At 64.8% G+C, this 18244-nt stretch carries 15 protein-coding genes and 1 pseudogene; 9 read left to right on the plus strand and 7 right to left on the minus strand.

The annotated features are described in order from the left end of the window. Nucleotides 1-13 precede the first annotated feature (13 nt). The 3 genes from RY1_RS20560 to RY1_RS20570 all read right to left on the minus strand — a co-directional run bounded on the left by RY1_RS20560 (nucleotide 14) and on the right by RY1_RS20570 (nucleotide 4330). A complete protein-coding gene (locus RY1_RS20560) occupies nucleotides 14-1699 on the minus strand; it encodes a serine hydrolase (protein WP_084727629.1) in 1686 nt (561 codons plus the stop codon). A 150-nt stretch (nucleotides 1700-1849) separates the two neighbouring features. Further along, a complete protein-coding gene (locus RY1_RS20565) occupies nucleotides 1850-2671 on the minus strand; it encodes an alpha/beta fold hydrolase (RefSeq protein ID WP_072805992.1) in 822 nt (273 codons plus the stop codon). A 93-nt stretch (nucleotides 2672-2764) separates the two neighbouring features. Then, nucleotides 2765-4330 (minus strand): GAF domain-containing protein, encoded by a 1566-nt coding sequence (locus tag RY1_RS20570; RefSeq protein ID WP_072805902.1) that lies wholly within the window; start codon nucleotides 4328-4330, stop codon nucleotides 2765-2767. A 111-nt stretch (nucleotides 4331-4441) separates the two neighbouring features. Here RY1_RS20570 and RY1_RS20575 point away from each other — a divergent pair, with 111 nt between their 5' ends. Further along, nucleotides 4442-4831 carry a response regulator gene (locus RY1_RS20575; protein WP_245819802.1) on the plus strand — a complete coding sequence of 130 codons (390 nt, stop codon included), beginning with the start codon at nucleotides 4442-4444 and terminating at the stop codon, nucleotides 4829-4831. Here the strand turns inward: RY1_RS20575 and RY1_RS20580 are convergent. Both RY1_RS20580 and RY1_RS20585 read right to left on the minus strand, forming a co-directional pair. Next, nucleotides 4806-5462, minus strand: a complete 657-nt coding sequence (locus tag RY1_RS20580) for a response regulator (RefSeq protein ID WP_072805993.1) — start codon at nucleotides 5460-5462, stop codon at nucleotides 4806-4808. The two genes, RY1_RS20575 and RY1_RS20580, sit on opposite strands and share 26 nt — an antisense overlap. Before the next feature lie 87 nt (nucleotides 5463-5549). Then, complete coding sequence (locus RY1_RS20585) at nucleotides 5550-6119, minus strand: TetR/AcrR family transcriptional regulator (protein WP_072805904.1); 570 nt, start codon at nucleotides 6117-6119, stop codon at nucleotides 5550-5552. An 89-nt stretch (nucleotides 6120-6208) separates the two neighbouring features. Between RY1_RS20585 and RY1_RS30705 the strand changes: the two are divergent. Continuing rightward, a pseudogene (locus RY1_RS30705) lies at nucleotides 6209-7612 on the plus strand (FAD-dependent oxidoreductase); the annotation flags it as partial. 237 nt (nucleotides 7613-7849) lie between these two features. Here RY1_RS30705 and RY1_RS20595 read toward each other — a convergent pair. Then, complete coding sequence (locus RY1_RS20595; protein WP_072805906.1) at nucleotides 7850-9265, minus strand: AAA-type ATPase lid domain-containing protein; 1416 nt, start codon at nucleotides 9263-9265, stop codon at nucleotides 7850-7852. A 212-nt stretch (nucleotides 9266-9477) separates the two neighbouring features. Here RY1_RS20595 and RY1_RS20600 point away from each other — a divergent pair, with 212 nt between their 5' ends. From RY1_RS20600 to RY1_RS20625, 6 genes are all read left to right on the plus strand, one after another. Further along, nucleotides 9478-10530 (plus strand): amidohydrolase family protein, encoded by a 1053-nt coding sequence (locus RY1_RS20600; protein WP_072805994.1) that lies wholly within the window; start codon nucleotides 9478-9480, stop codon nucleotides 10528-10530. Between the two features lie 3 nt (nucleotides 10531-10533). Next, nucleotides 10534-11241 (plus strand): iron-sulfur cluster assembly protein, encoded by a 708-nt coding sequence (locus RY1_RS20605; RefSeq protein ID WP_072805995.1) that lies wholly within the window; start codon nucleotides 10534-10536, stop codon nucleotides 11239-11241. Nucleotides 11242-11273: 32 nt separating this feature from the next. Next, a complete protein-coding gene (locus tag RY1_RS20610) occupies nucleotides 11274-12299 on the plus strand; it encodes an NAD(P)-dependent alcohol dehydrogenase (protein WP_072805996.1) in 1026 nt (341 codons plus the stop codon). A 12-nt stretch (nucleotides 12300-12311) separates the two neighbouring features. After that, nucleotides 12312-12638, plus strand: coding sequence for a putative quinol monooxygenase (locus RY1_RS20615; RefSeq protein ID WP_072805907.1), 327 nt, complete (start codon nucleotides 12312-12314; stop codon nucleotides 12636-12638). A 110-nt stretch (nucleotides 12639-12748) separates the two neighbouring features. After that, entirely contained in the window at nucleotides 12749-13960 is a 1212-nt protein-coding gene (locus tag RY1_RS20620; RefSeq protein WP_072805908.1) for an acyl-CoA dehydrogenase family protein, read from the plus strand. A 19-nt stretch (nucleotides 13961-13979) separates the two neighbouring features. Next, nucleotides 13980-14816: a mycofactocin-coupled SDR family oxidoreductase gene (locus tag RY1_RS20625; protein ID WP_072805909.1), complete on the plus strand. Its 837-nt coding sequence runs from the start codon at nucleotides 13980-13982 to the stop codon at nucleotides 14814-14816. Nucleotides 14817-14836: 20 nt separating this feature from the next. On the opposite strand, the gene RY1_RS20630 is transcribed toward RY1_RS20625, so the two are convergent. After that, a complete protein-coding gene (locus RY1_RS20630; protein WP_084727633.1) occupies nucleotides 14837-17503 on the minus strand; it encodes a LuxR C-terminal-related transcriptional regulator in 2667 nt (888 codons plus the stop codon). A gap of 300 nt (nucleotides 17504-17803) precedes the next feature. On the opposite strand from RY1_RS20630, the gene RY1_RS20635 reads away from it, so the two are divergent. After that, the gene (locus tag RY1_RS20635) at nucleotides 17804-18199 is read left to right on the plus strand and encodes a nuclear transport factor 2-like protein (protein ID WP_072805910.1); all 396 of its coding nucleotides are present in this window, start codon (nucleotides 17804-17806) and stop codon (nucleotides 18197-18199) included. The last annotated feature ends 45 nt before the right edge of the window (nucleotides 18200-18244 follow it).

Here is an 18244-nt window from a genome sequence, read left to right on the forward strand (position 1 = left end):
TGTGTGATGACCTTCAGGAGCGGGTGAAGGTGCCGAGGCCGAGGGGGTCGAGGTACTCGACGGTGAGAGTCGTCGGAGCACCCTCGGCGACGGTGAATTCGGCGCCGGTGGGGCCGGACGCGTTCTCGCCGATCGGCTCGAACCAGTAGGTGTCGGCGTCGTAATGGGTGAGGGGATAGCTCGATTCGAGATTCTTCCCGATTTTCAGGACGAGTCCGTCCCCTTCGCCGACGACCTCCGCGGGACCGTAGAACGGGCTCGAATAGGTGCCGACGTAGGCGCTCGTCGGTTTCGCAGGGGCCGCCGAGGTGGGCGGATCGGTGTAGTCCGTTTCGGAGCGGCCGTGCTCGACGATCTCCTCGAATCGTGCCGCCACGAACGGTGCCCAGTCGACGGTGAGCTCGCCGTTCTTGGCGTAGTCCATGAACTGGGCCGCAATGGTTTCCGCGACACCGACGGGTGCGGTGTTGGCGAGAACGACGATCCCGAGTTGTTCGCTCGGCAGCATCACGACATCGGTACTCGCGCCGAGTCCGAACGCGCCGGCATGACTGACTTCCACGCGCCCCGCGGTGTCGGTGCCGACGTTGAAACCGATGCCGTAGTAACTGTCTCGTGCACCCGGCGTCGCCGACGGATTGGCGAGAGCGTGCGCCTGGTGCGTGAACTGCAGTGCGTCGGCGTCGACCACGGTATCGCCGTCGAATTGCCCACCCGCGAGCTCCATGCGCATCCACTTTGCCATGTCGTCGACCGAGGATGCGGCGCCGCCTGCAGGTGCCTGGCCTTCGGGATCGCTGACGTACTTCGCTTCCCAGGTGTTCGAGTTCTTGTCGACGAGGACGTGGTTGTACGCGTGGTTCGGCGCGTTCACCCAATCCTGTTGGCTCGACGTCGTATTCGTCATGCCGAGTGGTTCGTAGATCTTCTGCTCGGACAGTTCGGCCCAGGTGGTGCCCTGGGACTTTGCTGCAGCTACGCCTGCCGCGGAGAAGCCGTAGTTCGTGTAGTCGTAGTTGTCCCGAAAAGGTTCCAACGGAACCTGATTCAACCGTGTGACGATGTCGTCGTAGCTGTATCCGAGATCTTCGAGGAGATCACCGGCGTGGTCCGGCAGGCCCGACCGGTGCGACATCAGATCGGTGAAACTCGCATGGTCGGTGACGTAGGGATCGGCGACCGCGAACTGGGGTTCGAACTGGCGGATGGGGTCGTCCCAATCGAGTTTCCCCTCGCCGACGAGTGATGCCACCACCGACGACGCCACCGGTTTCGACACCGAGGCCAGTTGGAACATCGTGCTGGTGTCCACGGCATCCGGCTCGCCCACCTTGCGGACGCCGAAGCCCTTCGAATAGAGCACTTCGTCCTGGTAGACCACCGCAACCGCGATGCCGGGCGCTCCCGTTCGAGACATCATGTCGTTCACGTATCCGTCGAGCTGCCCGACGGCGGCATCGACGCGCTCGCGGTCGATCTGCGCGGGCGGAACCTGTGGTGGAGCCTCGGCGAGAGTGGTCGTCTCCTCGGTGCCGGACGCGGAACTGCACGCGAGAAGCGTGCTCATACCGAGCGCGAGTACCGATACCGCGAACGAGCGCCGGCGCCTGCCGTTGGGGGCACTGCCGTTGGGGGCGCTGCCGTTAGGAGCACTGCGGTTGGGGGCACTGTTGTCTGAGGCACTGTCGGTCCCGACCATCGAATTTCTCCATCTCGAGGAACTGATGCGACGACAGTACCCCCGAACTGCAGTTTGCACTATGTAATTTGCAGTAAGATCGACCCGGGGTGCGAGGAGTTACGTCGGGGGCGTAACTCCTCGCCACGGGGCGGTGCGTCGGTGGCCGCGCTACTTCGCGATGAATTCGAGAATGTCTGCGTCCAATGCCTTCTGGTAGTCGCCGTAGATGCCGTGCGGAGCACCCGGGTACACCTTCAACGTGCCGTCCGCGACGAGCTCGATCGACTTCAGTGCCGCCGCTGCGATGGGCACGATCTGATCGTCGTCGCCCTGCGCGATGAAGATCGGCACTGTCAGAGCCTTGAGGTCCTCGGTGAAGTCGGTCTCGGAGAACGCCTTGACGCAGTCGTATGCGGCCGCGAGGTTCACCAGCATCCCCTGACGCCAGAAGTCGTCCTTGGCGCCCTGAGATACTGCGGAGCCGTCGCGGTTGGCGCCGAAGAACGGTACGGACAGATCCTTGTAGAACTGCGAGCGGTCGGTGAGGACGCCGTTCCGGATGTCGTCGAAAGCTTCGATCGGGGTGCCCTCGGGATTGGTCTCGGACTTCACCATGATCGGCGGGACGGCGCCTGCGGTGATGACGCGGGCGACGCGGCTTCCACCGTGCTGGGCTGCGTAGCGAACCACTTCACCGCCGCCGGTGGAGTGGCCGATGAGCGTCAGCTCCTGCAGGTCCAATGCCTCGACCAGTTCGGCGAGGTCGCGGGCGTAGGTGTCCATGTCGTTGCCGACGTACGTCTTGGACGAGCGTCCGTGTCCGCGGCGGTCGTGTGCGATCGCGCGGTAGCCGGCGTCGGCGAGCAGTTTGAGCTCGACCTGCCATGCATCCGAGGACAGCGGCCAGCCGTGGCTCAGCAGGACGGGCTTTCCGGTGCCCTGCTCGGTGTAGTAGATCTCGGTTCCGTCGGTGGTGGTGATGTACGGCATGAAGTCCTCCTGCGATGAAGTATGTTCGAGTGCGTACCAAGAACTTTCGTCCATCGAGCAGCGCATGTCGACGCTGCTGGCGGGTGGATCTCGCTACCGGCTACCCGGTAGTGTCCGGGCGGGCGACCCGGTAGTGCCCGGGCGGGCGACGATGTGGACCACGAGGGTGGTCCCGGTGCCCGGTTCGCTCGAAATGGTCAATGTGCCGCCGACTGCGGCAATTCGATCCTGCAGGCCGATGAGCCCGGAACCCTTGGTCAGGTCGGCGCCGCCCAGACCGTCGTCGCTGACGATGAGATCGAGTCGACCGTCCTCGGCGACGGCCGTGATGTCGATTCCCGACGCGTCGGCGTACTTCGCCGTGTTGGTCATGGCCTCGGCGACGACGTAGTACGCGGCCACTTCGACGGTCTCCGGTAACCGGACGGGGATGTCGACGGTGAGCGAGACCGGCACCGAAGACCGGCGGGCGAGTGTCTTGAGTGCAGGTCCGAGACCACCACGCGAGAGAATGGCCGGGTGAATTCCGCGTGAGAGCTCCTGCAGATCGGTGTGTACCTGCGACAGAGTCTCGACGCTGCGGTCCAGCTGGCTGCGAAGAACGTCGAATTCCTCGGGCACCAGCAGCTGAGTGGCTCGCAGGTCCATGCCGAGCGAGACGATGCGCTGCTGCGCGCCGTCGTGCAGATCTCGTTCGATGGCTCGGCGGGCTTGATCCGCTGCGGCGACGACCCTGGCCCGTGATCGCGTGAGTTCGAGGCGCGTTTCGCTGTTGTAGACGGCGGTGGCGACGAGGTCCGCGAAATCCGAGAGTCGCTCGCACACCTCCAGTTTCGGTGAGCGATCGGTGGAACCGACGATCACCGTTCCCCATGTATGCCCGTCGACGGTGATCGGTACTCCGACACCGGACAACAGCCCGCGCCCGTGTAGCCGCTCTGCGATAGCGCCCGTTGTCTCCGAGAATTCGAGGGCGTACGGCGCTCCCGTGGCCAATACCGTCGTGCAGATGTTGTGCCCACCGAGCGGGTGCTGCTCGCCGGGCACCAGCCGCAGCCCGTCGGCGCCGTCGTCCCGAGCGGCGACCACTGTGTAGAACTCGTCGTTGTCATATCGAACGAGTGACACGTGTTCGACGTCGAGCTCGTCTGCGAGCTCGCGGGTGACGGCACGATAGATGTCCTCGGGGTCGGTGCGCAGCGCCACCAGAGTGGCGACGCGTCGGAGCGCGGTCTGCTGGCGTGCGAGTGCGGCCGTCTGCTCGTGCAATCGTTCTCGATCGCGAGCGGCCGCGATCAACGCCTCGGCTCGAAGTCTGGATTGCCCGACGAGCACGTTCGTCAACAGTGCGACGGCGAGGAACACGATCACCGCCGGCACGAGGCTCTCGCTGCCCTCCTGTGCATGGACGTAGGCGTACGCCGCCGTGCTGGCCACGGATGTGGCGATCGACAATCGGAAACCCCAGCCCGCGGACATGACGAGAACGCCGAAGAGGAACAAGGCGCCGAACGCGTTCTCCGGCGAGATCCGCTTGAGCAGCAGCACGATCAGCACCTCGACGAGAATCAATCCTGCAGCCAGGGCGATACCCCACCGGGCAGGCGGAGTGCTCGGCCGCGAGACCAGGGTGATGAGTCGTTCGCGTCGCGACATCATCGCTCTCCCCGGCACAGCAGTTCAGTCCGACACAGCAGGGTGATGCGAGCGTCGCCGAGATTCCGGGTAGCGGGAATGTCCGAAGCTCCGCCGTCTGACACCCTCGACAGAGTGAAGCATTCCGACCGTAGGTGTCTGATCGTCGACGACAGCGCGTCCTTCTGCGCTGCGGCGCAGCGGCTGCTGGAGGCATCGGGCATCACGGTCGTCGGGACCGCGTCGACGCTCGCCGAGGCGGTGGCGACGGCCGAGACCGCCAGGCCCGACCTGATTCTGGTGGACATCGATCTCGGTGCCGAGAGCGGCTTCGACGTCGTCGAGGCCCTCCATGCCGCGACGACGGAGCCGCGGCCGGCGATCATTCTGGTGTCCACGCACGACGAGGACGACTTCGCCGACCTGGTGGAACCGAGCTCGGCCATCGGGTTCCTCCCCAAGTTCGAGCTGTCGGCGGATTCGATAGAGGCGCTGGTGCTCAACTCACCGCGTCCAAATACATGATCACGGCGCGCACCCTGCGGTGATCGTCGGAGGTGTCGGCGAGGTCCAGCTTCGTCAGGATGCTCCGAACGTGCTTTTCGACGGTTCCCTCGGTGATCCAGAGGCGGCGACCTATCCCTGCGTTGGACAGCCCTTCCGCCATCAACGTGAGGACGTCCTTCTCGCGCGCGCTGAGCGCGGTGAGTGGGTCGTCGCGCCGCCGAGCTGCGACCAGCTCGTAGACCAGCGCGGGGTCGATGACCGACGCGCCGTGCGCGATGCGGTCGACGGTATCGACGAAATCGGTCACGTCGGTCACCCTCGTCTTGAGGAGATAGCCGATGCCGCTTCCGCCGTCGAGCAGCTCCACCGCGTGGTCGACCTCGACGTGAGCGGACAGCAGAAGCATCGCCACGGCAGGGAATTCCTTCCGGATCCGCAGAGCCGCATCGAGCCCCTCGGAGGTGTGCGACGGCGGCATCCGGATGTCGATGATCGCCAGCTGCGGCGCCTCGGTGCCGACCAGGTTGACGAGTTCCTCGGCGTCGCCCGCCTGCCCGACGACGTCGAGCCCGGCCTGGGTCAGCAGGCTCGCCAACCCGGCCCGCAACAACACGTCGTCGTCGGCCACCACTACCCGGAGTCCAGTCATGAGAAGAGTCTTCATGGGCGGCGGCGCGGATGTCATCAGTCAACCGACTCTGCAGAGCACAGTGTCGTGTCAGAGCACAGTGTCGTGTCAGAGAGCAGGCCGTGTCAGAGCAGGCTGTGTCAGATAGCGGGTGATCGTGGGGCCGACCCAGTCGACGATGCCTTGACGCGTCATCGCGACGACCGGAGGAACGCGGAGCACGTAGCGCGAGAAGGCAAGGCCGAGGATCTGGGATCCGACGAGGGCGGCGCGTTCGGCGTGCCGGTCGGGGGTGATGCCGGTCAGTGCGGGGGTTACCTGTCGCGCGAAGACGTCGAGCATCGTGTCGGCTGCCACCGTGCTGGTCGCGGCTGCTCGCAGGAGGGCAAGGAATGTTCCGTCGGACTCCCAGACGTCGAAGAAGGTCGGCATCAGCACCGCCGCGAGATCCTCGGGGGCGACGCCGCGCAGGTCCGGGAGGTGCAACTCGAAGTTCGCGGCCTCGGCGAAGAGAGCGTCCTTGGTCTTGAAGTACCGGACGACCATCGCGGCATCGACTCCTACGTCGGCGGCCACGGCGCGCATCGTGGTGCGTTCGTAACCGTCGTTGCCGAACCGTGTGCGGGCGGCGTCGAGTATCGCCGTTCTGGTTCCTGATGCCGATCTGGTGCGCGCCATTCCGGAAGCTTAGTCAACAACTGTTGACCGTGCTCGCGTCCAGGGCTACCGTCGAAGTCAACAACCGTTGACCAACTTCGGAGGACACGATGGACACCGTGGACGTAGTCGTCGTAGGTGCAGGTCCGGCCGGGTGCACCATCGCAGGTGAGCTCGCTCGTGCAGGCCGGTCGGTGGTGGTGCTCGAGAAACACGACGCCATGTCGCCGTTGAGTCGCGCATTCGGCGTGCATGCCAGAACGTTGGAAATACTCGATTCCCGTGGCCTCGTCGACGAGCTGCTCGCCACCGGAGCGGTGGTGTCCGGTCTGAAGCTGTGGGACGACACGAAGCTGGACATGAGTGTCCTGCCGTCGCCGTATCCCTTCCTGCTGTCGACACCGCAGACCGACGTCGACACTCTGCTCGAGAGGTATGCGCGCGACGCAGGTGCCCGGATCCTGCGCGGGACGACCGTCACCGCCGTCGAGCAGGACGACGACGGAGTGCGCGTGCACGCGGCGGCACCGGATGGGACGGCCACTACGTGGGCAGCGTCGTATGCGGTGGGTGCGGACGGGGTTCACAGCGTCGTCAGAGATGCCATCGGGCAGAAGTTTCACGGCCGCGACCTGCTGCGATCGATCATGCTCGCCGACGTCACCCTGGACGATCCGCCTGCCGGGCTGATCAACGTCGACGCGGGCAAGGACTGCTTCGCCTTCGTGGCGCCGTTCGGTGACGGTTGGTACCGCGTGGTCGCCTGGGATCGGAACGACCGCTCCGTCGACGCGGATCCGATCGATGTCGCGGCGTTACGCCAGGTGGTCGTCCGCGCGATGGGAACCGACTACGGCTGGCGGGATGTCCGATGGACGTCGAGATTCCGATGCGACGAACGGCAGGTCGAGAAGTATCGCACCGGCAGGGTCTTCCTCGTCGGCGATGCGGCACACGTACATTCACCCGCGGGCGGGCAGGGGATGAACACCGGAATCCAGGATTCGATGAATCTCGGCTGGAAGCTCGCGGCGGTTCTGGGCGGCGCCGACGACGCAGTGCTCGACACCTACCAAGCCGAGCGACATCCGGTGGGAAAGCTGGTTCTTCGCACCTCGGGTGGGACGATTCGGATGCTCCTCGTTCAATCGTGGAGCGCGAAGAAGATACGCAACATCGTTGTGGGAGCGGCCCTTCGGATACCGCCGGTCGCCGCCAGGATCGCGGCGATGTTCTCGGGCATCGGAATCGCGTACGGCCACCGGCGGGGCGAGAACTCACTGGTCGGGACCAGGGCGCCCGACCTCCCCTTGACCACCGGACGGCTGCTGGAGGCGCTCCGCGACGGCGGCTTCCTACTGGTTCTCGAAAAGAATTCTCCGGCTGTCGAATTCGTTGGATCGGTCAGCCGGCGCGTCGACGACGGCCCGGCGATGCTCGTGCGTCCGGACGGCTACGTGGCGTGGGCGGGGGACAGTGCGGCGGGCGAATGGGCAGCGGTGCGCACGCGCTGGCTCGGCGACCCTCAGTCCTTCTCGGCGATGTCGGGTGCGAGTTCCCGTGTCGCCATGCCGCCGTCCTTGCCTTCGTCGGTCGGCCCTGGCCGCCCGCCCTTCGGTTCGTCTGCGTCGGCCTGATCAGGAGCGTTCTTGGGTTCGTGAGAGTCGGTTGCCATGGGTGCGGATAGCCCGGTGGGTGACATTCCAACCATGCTCACAGTCGCCAACCATGAACACAATCGCCAACCATGTTCACAGTCGCTTGACGTCGATCTTGTAGAAGGCGATCTTGCGGTACAGGGTGGCCCTGCTCATCCCGAGGTGGTGGGCGACCTGCTGCATCGTCAGTTTTCCCGACGACAGGACACGCACGATCTCGCCGTGTTCGAAGGCCTCGATGGTCGACAGTCTGCCCCTGGGCCCGGCCAATACCTCGGCGGGCAGCACATGGGTGTCGACGACGTCCGATCGGTTCACCGCTCGCGTGATCACGCGAGTCAGCTCGGCGGCGTTGTGTGGCCAGTCGTAGCTGCGGAGTGCGTGCTCGGCGGACGAGGAGAACGTGACCGTGCGGCCGCGGATGGTGTCGGCGAGGTGCCGTGCCAGCAGGATGACGTCGTCGGGGCGGTTCCCGAGCGGAGACAACGACACCACCGAATTCGCCGCATCGGTGAGTGCGTTCGGCACGTCCTGATAGGTCTCTGCGGTCATGGCAACCGGCATGGCGTTCCCGCGCGGGGGAAACAGGAGGCTTCGGAGTTGCTCGGCGGCGAACGTGGGGAGCGTGTCGACATCCCGGAGTACGACGACGGTGTCCGCGCGGCCGGCTTCGAACGTCCACAGCTCGAGCCAGGCCTGGACGTCGGCGAGGTCGGGTGCCGAAGCCGACAGGATGCGGTGACCCGGGAATGCGCGCCTGGCAGCGTGTGTCAGTAGTGTCGCGCGCCCGGTGCTGGACTCACCGACTGCGGTGACCACCTCGCCTGCGGACATCGCGGTGCAGGCGGCGTCCACGGCGTCGGTCCATTCTCGGCCGAGGTCGACACCGCCGACCGAGTGCTCGATGCGAAACAGGTTCCGGCGCGACGGCGGTCGCGCATGCCTGCCCGAGCCGCGAGCGAGCATGGAACCGGAGATCGTGCTCGCTGCCGAGCGCGCCAACGTCAGCAGCAGGTTGCTCGACGTCGCGGACCACGTGGTCAGGTTGACCGCTCCCTCGAGACGTCCCGATGCCGGGTCGACGACGGGGGCGGCGGCACAGGTGAAGCCGCTCAGGCTCTGCGAGTAGTGCTGGTCGGCCCGCACCATCGTGGGTGCGAGATCGGCGAGGGCGAGACCGAGTCCGTTGGTACCGACCTCCCGTTCGGAGTATCCGAATCCCGGTGCGAGGTGCACGGCGTCGAGCGCACGCAGGAGGCTGTGGTCACCGCTGACTCGGCTGAGAACGACGCCGTCCGCATCGGTGAGCATCATCCCGACCGGTTCGGACTCCATGGTGCGTTGCAGATCGACGAGTACCTCGGTGCCGCACCGATGGAAGAGCGTCTCCGGCGCATCGGTACCGGCGAACACCGGCTCGACGGCGTCGATCGACACCCCGTAGCGCTCGCTCCTGAGCCAGGACGCACGGAGGCGTTCCGGCACGACGATGTCGTCGCCTCTACTCACGGCTCCACCCGAGGTGGGCTGCCGCTCCGGCCGGTGCTCGGACAAACTGACTTCCCGTCGCAGTGCGTCGCTGATAGTGATCCAGATTACATCGGTGCGGCGCCCGCCCTACGTCTCACATTGAGACATCAGGAATCTGCCAATAGACGTCGCCGACCCTTACCTTCAGAGGGGCGAACTGTGGCGTCAGTCACATGACGAAGGGACTTCGGATGTACACCAAGGGCGATAACAGCTTCTTCATAGTCGACGCTCACGTGGCGTTGTGGGATGCGAGGGCAGAGAATCAGCGCAACATTCACGGCAAGCAGTTCATCGACTGCTTCTACGACTACCACCGCAACCTGTCGCCGGAATCCGAGCTGTGGACGTACGAGGAATACCTCTACCAGGGCGGCGAGCGTCTGATGAAGGACCTCTTCATCGACGGATACGTGGACCACGCGATCTTCCAGCCCGCCCATCTCGGCGAGTTCTACGTCAACGGATTCGGCCAGACCGAGGAGGCGTTCGCGCTCACTCAGCAGCATCCGGACGTGTTGACCTACAACCACAATTTCGATCCGCGCAACGGCGAAGCCGGACTCGATCAGCTTCGCGCGGACGCCGAACGATTCGGGCTCAAAGGCGTCAAGCTCTACACCGCGGAATGGCACGGAGACTCCCGCGGCTACAAGCTCGACGACGACTGGACGCGGCGCTATCTCGAAGTCTGCCGTGAACTCGGCATCAAGAACATTCATGTGCACAAGGGGCCGACCATCCGTCCGCTCGATCGTGACGCCTTCGATGTCGCGGACGTCGACCACATCGCCACCGACTTCACGGACCTCAATTTCGTCGTCGAACATTGTGGGTTGCCGCGGCTGGAGGACTTCTGCTGGATCGCGACGCAGGAGCCCAACGTGCACGCCGGACTCGCGGTGGCCATGCCGTTCATCCACACCAGGCCCAAGTACTTCGCCCAGATCATGGGTGAGCTGCTGTACTGGTTGGGAGAGGACAGGATTCAGTTCTCCTCCGACTACGCACTGTGGACCCCGCGGTGGCTCATCGAGTCGTTCGTCGACTTCCAGATTCCCGCGGAACTGTCCGAGTACCCGGAGATCACCATCGATCAGAAGAAGAAGGTACTCGGGCTCAACGCGGCGAAGATGTACGACATCGAGGTCCCCGTGGATCTGCGGCTCGCCGACGCCGACGAGACCGAAACCGGTCCGCGAGGCGCCGAACGCGCAGCCGACGAGAACCTGGTCGGGGCGTAGGTGATGGTCGACAACCGGGAAGCAGCTGCATTCGAGGCCCTCGGCGCGGTGGTCGACCCCGAACTGGACGAACCGATCACAGATCTCGACTTCGTCCAGTCGGTGACCGTCTCCGACGGCCGCGACGTGGTGGTCCATCTACGACTCCCGACCTCGTTCTGTGCGCCGAACTTCGCCTACCTGATGGCGTCGGACGCCAAAGATGTTCTCGTGCAGCTGCCGTGGACGCGTGCGGTCACCGTCGAACTGGACGATCACCACGATTCCGACATCATCAACGCCGGTCTCGCCGCCGACGCCGGATATCGCGGCACGTTCGCACACGAAGCCGAGAACGATCTGGAGGAGCTGCGACTCACGTTCCACCGCAAGGCGCATGTCGCAGCGATGGAACGCTGCCTCACCGGGCTGATGCGTCGTGACCCGGCACGCCAGATGAACGAGATGGGACGGGTCGTCCTGGGGGACCTCCCCGACGACGACACCACGCGTGCACTGCTGACGCGTCGGCAGACGCTCGGCCTGCCCGTGACGCCCGACAGCCTCGTCATGGTCGATCACCACGGCAACGACTACGCCGAGATCGACGTACCACTGGCGCTGCGACGGGCACGTTCGACGCGCATCTCCATCGACGGCAACGCTCACTTCTGCCGCGGATTGCTCCGTACCCGGTACGACGACCCCGATCGCACGACCGTCAACGCCTGACACCGACTGAGAGAGAACAGATCATGAGCACGATGAGAGCAGTGCAGGTCGTGGGCTACCACGAGAATCTGCGCATGGCGGAACTGCCGATTCCCACCCCTACCGGGCCGTTCGACGTCGTCGTCAAGATCGGCGGCGCAGGTGTCTGCCGGACCGACCTGCACATCCTGGAAGGCCAGTGGGCCGAGAAATCGAACGTCCAACTGCCGTACACGATCGGGCACGAGAACGCAGGCTGGGTACATGCCGTCGGCTCGGCGGTGACCAACGTCGCCGAGGGTGACAAGGTCATCGTGCACCCGCTCATCACGTGCGGGCTGTGCCGGGCATGCCGGTCCGGCGACGACGTGCACTGCGAGGTCAACCAGTTTCCGGGTATCGACACCAACGGCGGCTACGCCGAGTACCTGAAGACGTCGGCACGCAGTGTCGTGAAGATCGACGATTCCCTCGAACCCGCAGACGTCGCGGCGCTTGCCGACGCTGGACTGACTGCATATCACGCCGCGGCCAAGGCGTCGAAGCACCTGACGCCGCGTGATCGTGTCGTCGTCATCGGCGCAGGCGGGCTGGGGCACATCGGGATTCAGGTACTGAAGTCACTGACGTCGGCAGAGATCGTCGTCGTCGACCGTAACGCCGACGCCGTGAAGTTGGCGCTCTCGATCGGCGCGGATCACGGCGTCGTCGCCGACGGCTCACACGTCGACCAGGTGTTGGAGTTGACGGGCGGCACCGGGGGCGAAGCGGTCATCGACTTCGTCGGCGAAGGCGGCGCAACCAAGGAAGGCGTCGCGATGCTCAAGGGGGCAGGCAACTACTACGTCGTCGGCTACGGCGAGAACATCGATGTGCCGACCATCGACATCGTGTCCTCGGAGATCAACATCATCGGTAATCTGGTGGGGTCGTACAACGACCTGTGCGATCTGATGGCCTTGGCCGCTCGTGGATCGGTGGTGCTGCACACAGCGAAGTACAAGCTCGACGACTTCCAGAGCGCCATAGACGATTTGAACGCCGGCGCCATCCGCGGCCGCGCCATCCTCACCCCATAAGGAGTTCCAAGCATGATCTTCATCGTGGTCAAGTTCGAAACGAAGCCCGACTGGACGGAGCGGTGGCCTGACCACGTAGCCGAGTTCACCGAGGCGACCAGGGCCGAGGAGGGGAATCTGTGGTTCGACTGGTCCCGTTCCCTGGAGGAGCCCAACGTGTACGTCCTCGTCGAAGCGTTCCGCGACGGCGACGCGGGCGGCGTGCACGTGAACAGCGATCACTTCAAGAAAGCGGTCGAAGAGCTGCCCAAGGGTCTCGCTTCGACGCCCAAGATCATCAGCGAGTCGATCGATGCGACCGGCTGGAACGAGATGGGTGAAATGAAAGTGTCATCGTGACCACGTAGCTGATCACGTAGTTACCCGCCTGCCGGCGGCGCCTTTCCGAGTGCATTGTGATGTGAGTCATACGGACTTTCGCACTCCGTCTCGGAAAGGCGCACACAGCAATGACCGACACACTAGAGGCACCCTCTCCCGCCACACCCACCTCCGCCACACCCGCAGCACTTGCCGCCGATTACGCCGAGCGCGCACGCATCGTCGCGCAGGTCGTCGAGCGGGAGGCGAACGACATCGAGGCCAGCGCGACCATCACCACCGCCGTGTACGAAGCCCTCGTCGAACAGGAACTGTTCTGGCTCCTCGTTCCCACCGAATTCGGTGGCGGCGGACAAGGAATCGTCGAGTCGCTGAAGGTGATCGAAGAGATCTCGCGCGCCGACGGATCCACCGGATGGGCGCTCATGGCCAACGCGTTCAGCACCGGTGTCGCAGTCGGATTCATGAACGACGCCGGTGCCCGCGAGATGTTCGACGGCCCCGCACGAGGCATCACCGCAGGCATGATCATGCCCACGGGCAAGGGAGTTCGCGTCGACGGCGGCTACCGCGTCACCGGCCGCTTCCAGTTCGGCAGTGGTTCGGCCCACGCGTCCTGGATCGGTGCAGGATTCGTCGTCCACGACGACGCGGGCAACCCGGTACTCGACGCCAACGGCGGACCCGACTGCCGCATCGCCTTCGTACCCCGTACCGACGTCGAGTTTCTCGGTAACTGGAACGTGATGGGCATGGTCGGAACCGGTAGTTACGACTACCTCGTCGACGACGTCTTCGTCCCCGACAAGTTCACGATGGAGACCTTCTCGACGGTGCCGGTCCGGCCCGAGCCCGTCTACAAGCTGGGCCTGCTCGGCATCGGCGTCGGTGGACACGCTCCCGTCGCGCTCGGAATCGCCACTCGCGCACTCGAAGAGGTCGTGAAGATCGGATCCAAGAAGCAACGCCCGGGTTACGACGGCCCCGTCGGCGAATCTCAGTTGTTCCTCCGTGATTTCGCGAAGAAGGAAGCGCTCCTGCAGGCAGCTCGCCTGTATGTGTACGAGGCGCACGGAGACGCCGAGGAGACTGCCCGCCGAGGCGAGGAGATTACCGACGAACAGCGTGCGCGCTTGCGTCAGGTCACCACGTGGGTGCAGGAAGTTGCCGGCGAAATCGTCGAATTCGCCCATCGTTGGGCCGGAAGCCAGGCGATTCGTAACCCCAGTGCCCTCGGACGGTGCAGCCGCGACATCGCGGTCGCCACGCAGCACATGCTCGTCGATCAGATCAGTTTGGTAGAGGCCGCCAAGGCCATCGTTCCGTCGTACGACAAGTAATCAGGGAAAGGTTCGGAGAATGGGACAGCTCGAAGGAAAAGTAGCCCTCGTCACCGGAGCCGCACGCGGACAGGGACGTTCGCATGCAGTCCGCCTCGCGGAGGAGGGTGCCGACGTCATCGTCGTCGACCTCTGCGACAAGCCGCAGACCACGAAGTACAAGGGATCCTCGCGCGAGGATCTGGATCAGACGGTGCGCGAGATCGAGAAGTTCGATCGTCGGGCTCATGCCGTCGTCGCCGATGTGCGCAATCTCGGCGAGTTGGAAGCCGCGGTATCGGCGGGTATCGCGGAACTGGGCCGCCTCGACACCGTGGTCGCGAATGCTGGGATCTTCTCGTCCGCTCCGCTGCACGAACTGAGCGAAGAGCAGTGGGACGAGATGATCGACATCAATCTCTCGGGTGTGTGGAAGACCATGCGCGCCACCGTTCCGCATCTGATCGAACAGGGCGAGGGCGGATCCATCATCCTGATCTCCTCGACCGGCGGAATCCAGGGCTTCCCCAACTTCGCGCACTACGTGGCAGCGAAGCACGGTGTCACCGGACTCGCGCGGACCGCGTCGAACGAGCTGGGTCAGTACAGCATTCGCTGCAACTCGATTCATCCGACGTCGGTGTTGACGGACATGATCGACAACGAACCGATGTACAAGCTCTTCCGTCCCGACCTCGAGCACCCGACCCAGGACGACTTCCGTGAAGCATGCCAGGGCGCGATGAACACCCTCCCTGTCCCGTGGGTCGACGCCGTCGACATCAGCAACGGCGTCGTGTGGCTGGCCTCGGATGCAGCTCGCTACGTGACGGGCATCGCGCTCCCGATCGACGCAGGGGCACTCAGCAAGGTCTAGCACTCAGCAAGGTCCAGCGTTCAGGATCTGCCGGCGGCGTGGAAGTATCCCGCGACTTCCTGCCGCCGGCTCATGCCCAGTTTCTGCAGAACACGTTCGACGTGGCCCTCGATGGTGCGCGGCGACAACACGAGCGCAGCGGCAATGTCCTTGTTGGACAACCCGTCCGCCAGCATCTCCGCCACTTCGTGTTCGCGTGGAGACAGGTCGGCGACGGGGGCGCCTGAACCTTCTGGTGCGGCCGCCCGTGTCGCTGTCGCTGTCGCTGCCGCTGTCGTTGTCGTTGTCGTTGTGGCTGTCGTGCCGAGGGCGTAGCGGGTCAGTTCGGAGACCGACATGGCCGTCCCAGATGTCCGACGTGCCTCGAACTCGTTGCTACCCAGAGCCTCCCGGGCCCGTTCTTCGAACACTTCCCGTTTGCCGATCCAGTGGCCGGAGCCGTAGAGCTGCTCGCCGAACGATCCCCACATCGCCGACGCGGCCCCGAGAAGGACCGCTGCTCGGTCGGGTGAACCGGATTCGGCCTCCGCCCAGGCGAGCAGATCGGTCATCAGCGTGGTTCCGACCACGTCGTCGAAGGTCTGGTGGAGTCCGAGAGCGTCGACCGCGCAGGTCGCCGCGTCGGTGAACCGCTCGGCGACGAGATGGACCAAACCGAGCCCGTACACCGCGTACGACCGGAGCCACAGTTCACCGTTCGACTCGGCGGCAACCCGAACCGAGTCGAACGCCGCGTGCGCGTCGTCGAGGTTCCCCGTGAAACTGTGCACCATGCCGAGGTGGATCTTCATGGTGTACAACAGGTCGACGCGGTCGGGAATCTTCTGGTACAACTCGTCCGAAGTCGTCAAGAACTCGATCGCCGGTTCGAAACGCCCGTCGAAGAACTCGTTGAGTCCGAGAACGTGCGTCGAGAATGCCTGTACCAGAGGGTCTTCGTCGATGTTCTCGGCCAACGCACGCCGCAAGACGGTATCGGCGCCTGCACGGTCGCCCTGCAACGTCATGACCAGCCCTGCGGTGGCCGACGCCCGAGTGCGGACCGCCGCGAACTCGGGTTGACTGAGAACGCGGTCCAGCCAGAGTCGGTGCTCGGGAACGGAGATTCCGCACGCCCACAGGAACCACACATCGGCGATCAGTCCGGCGGCTCGCTGTGCCTGGGCGGAATCCGGGGACCGTAGAGCATGCTCGAGTGCGAACCTGATGTCCGAACGATTGTCGCGGACACACGAGCTCGATTCCACCTGACGGGGTCCGAACCAACTGTCCGCAGCTCGGCTCAACACCGACGCACACCACGAGAAGTGACGGTCACGCAACGCTTCTGCCTCGGCCGGGTTCAACTGTGCTGCGCCGTACTCGCGCAGACTCTCCAGCATGCGAAAGCGAACCCTTCCGTCGTCCTCGATCCGCTGCAGTATGGATTTCGCCACCAACGCGAACACGCCGTCGAGAATGCCGTGCGGTGAGATTCCGCGCCCCGCGCACACCTGCTCGGCCATGTCGAGATCGAACGCACCGACGAACACGGAGGTGCGAGCCCACAGCAATTGCTGCTCGCGAGTGCACAACTCGTAGCTCCAGTCCATCGTCGCCTGCAGGCTGCGGTGACGCGTCGGGCCGGTGCGATTGCCCTCGGTGAGCAGATCGAGCCTTCTGTCCAACCGCGCCGACAGCTGGTCGATCGACAGCACGCTGAGCCGGGAGCACGCGAGCTCGATGGCCAACGGCATTCCGTCGAGGCGGGCGCACACCCGTTCGACCGCTTCCCGGTTGGCGGGCGTCACCGTGAACGCAGGCAGAATCGCCGCAGCTCGCGACGCGAACAGTTCGACGGCTCCCGGCGTCGAACCTCGTTGTGGATCTGCACTCGTGTGCATCGGCTGCAGCGCAAGCCGGTGTTCCTCGGGGATGCCGAGGATCTCGCGGCTGGTGGCGATGATGTGGAGCTGGGTGGTGCCGCGCAGCAGCAGGGAGATCAGCCGTGCGCTGGCGTCGAGCAGATGCTCGCAGTTGTCGAAGACCAGCAACATCCTTCTGGTGCTCAGATATTCGAGCAAGTTGTTCTCGATGGACGAGCCCTGCAGGCCCCGCGCGGGCAGTCGGAGGGCGTCGGCCACCGCCTGCGGCAATAGCTCGGGCATGTGCAGCGAACCGAGTTCGACGACGCGTACCCCGTCGGCGAACGCTCGTCGAAATCGCGTGGCGGCCTGAACGGCCAAGCGTGTCTTGCCCATTCCGCCGGGACCGTTGATCGTGATCAGACGATCGGTACCCATGAGCAGTTGCAGTGTGCGTAGCTCGGAGTCGCGACCGATGAAGGGCGTCGCGTAGTTCGGTAGGGAGGGTGCGGGTTCGGTGTCGACGGCGGTGTCGGACAGCTCCGCAAGCTGCCGTCGTGCGGAGTCGATTCGTCGGGTGAGGGTGGTGCGTGATCCGTCCCAGCCGATTCTGCGCCCGATGTCGCCGGTACCCAGGTCGGGCGTCGCGGCGAGGATGTCGCGAATGGCCGCGTCGGTACCGTCGTCGGTACGGCGGATGCTGCGCCGATCGTCCGGCGGAGCGTCGAGCGAGAGCGCTCGTCGGACGGTGTTTCTCGACATCGACAACCTCTGCGCGATCCCGGTGATGGGGACGCCCGAGGTGTGCAGGGTTCGGATTTCATGCCACTCGTCGGCGTTCACAGTTGCCTCCTCGACACGTCGTCGTGTCCCTACCGATTGAGACTTGGATCACTCTTCTGCACCGACGGGGTGCTTGTCAATCGCCGGGGGTCAACTACGGTCACTCGGCGCGGGTGATCACCCGGATGCGACGCCGCATGGCCCTTGTGACCTGCGCTGTCGTCGTCCTACGTCGGCTCGCGGGTACCCCGTGGCGGACCACGTAGTCGAACGGTTTTGCTGCCGACGACTGTGGCCCAGAGTGATAAGGAGCACAGGACCTCGATGTGCTCGGCACACGACACGAAGGGACACACAACCATGAGCCAGCAGAATGCAGAGGCGCTCACAGCAGCGTTCGCGGCAGCCGACGCAGGAGATCCGGGACCTCTCGTCGCGCTCTATTCCGACGATCTCACATGGGCGGGTTTCACCCTGGAGGGCGACCTGAGGCTCTACACCAAGGGTGAGTTCCTCGAAGCGTTCGGAGTTCTGGCCAAGCTCGACGCGTCGGCGAACGAGGTCGTCAGCGTCGAGGTCGTCGGGGACGAACTCGTCACCGCGAACATCCGTGCCTACCGCAAGCTCGGTGACGAGGAACTCGACATCACGATGGTCATGACCCACCGCTTCGTCGACGGCAAGGTGGTTCGGGGTACCGACATGGTGCCATCGAGCTTCGAAGCCTTCTGGTCGCGGATCGGTATCACGGTGTAGTCGTGTGCCGCGCGCGCAGTGACCTCGAAAGGTGACTGCGCGCGC

The sequence above is a fragment of the Rhodococcus yunnanensis NBRC 103083 genome, from assembly GCF_001895005.1.
GTDB classification, from domain to species: Bacteria; Actinomycetota; Actinomycetes; order Mycobacteriales; family Mycobacteriaceae; genus Rhodococcoides; species Rhodococcoides yunnanense.

Coding starts and splice junctions, on each gene's coding strand:
- RY1_RS20560 (WP_084727629.1), bottom strand. CDS start 1,699: ATGGTCGGGACCGACAGTGCCTCAGACAACAGTGCCCCCAACCGCAGT.
- RY1_RS20565 (WP_072805992.1), bottom strand. CDS start 2,671: ATGCCGTACATCACCACCACCGACGGAACCGAGATCTACTACACCGAG.
- RY1_RS20570 (WP_072805902.1), bottom strand. CDS start 4,330: ATGATGTCGCGACGCGAACGACTCATCACCCTGGTCTCGCGGCCGAGC.
- RY1_RS20580 (WP_072805993.1), bottom strand. CDS start 5,462: ATGACTGGACTCCGGGTAGTGGTGGCCGACGACGACGTGTTGTTGCGG.
- RY1_RS20585 (WP_072805904.1), bottom strand. CDS start 6,119: ATGGCGCGCACCAGATCGGCATCAGGAACCAGAACGGCGATACTCGAC.
- RY1_RS20600 (WP_072805994.1), top strand. CDS start 9,478: ATGTACACCAAGGGCGATAACAGCTTCTTCATAGTCGACGCTCACGTG.
- RY1_RS20605 (WP_072805995.1), top strand. CDS start 10,534: ATGGTCGACAACCGGGAAGCAGCTGCATTCGAGGCCCTCGGCGCGGTG.
- RY1_RS20610 (WP_072805996.1), top strand. CDS start 11,274: ATGAGAGCAGTGCAGGTCGTGGGCTACCACGAGAATCTGCGCATGGCG.
- RY1_RS20615 (WP_072805907.1), top strand. CDS start 12,312: ATGATCTTCATCGTGGTCAAGTTCGAAACGAAGCCCGACTGGACGGAG.
- RY1_RS20620 (WP_072805908.1), top strand. CDS start 12,749: ATGACCGACACACTAGAGGCACCCTCTCCCGCCACACCCACCTCCGCC.
- RY1_RS20625 (WP_072805909.1), top strand. CDS start 13,980: ATGGGACAGCTCGAAGGAAAAGTAGCCCTCGTCACCGGAGCCGCACGC.
- RY1_RS20635 (WP_072805910.1), top strand. CDS start 17,804: ATGAGCCAGCAGAATGCAGAGGCGCTCACAGCAGCGTTCGCGGCAGCC.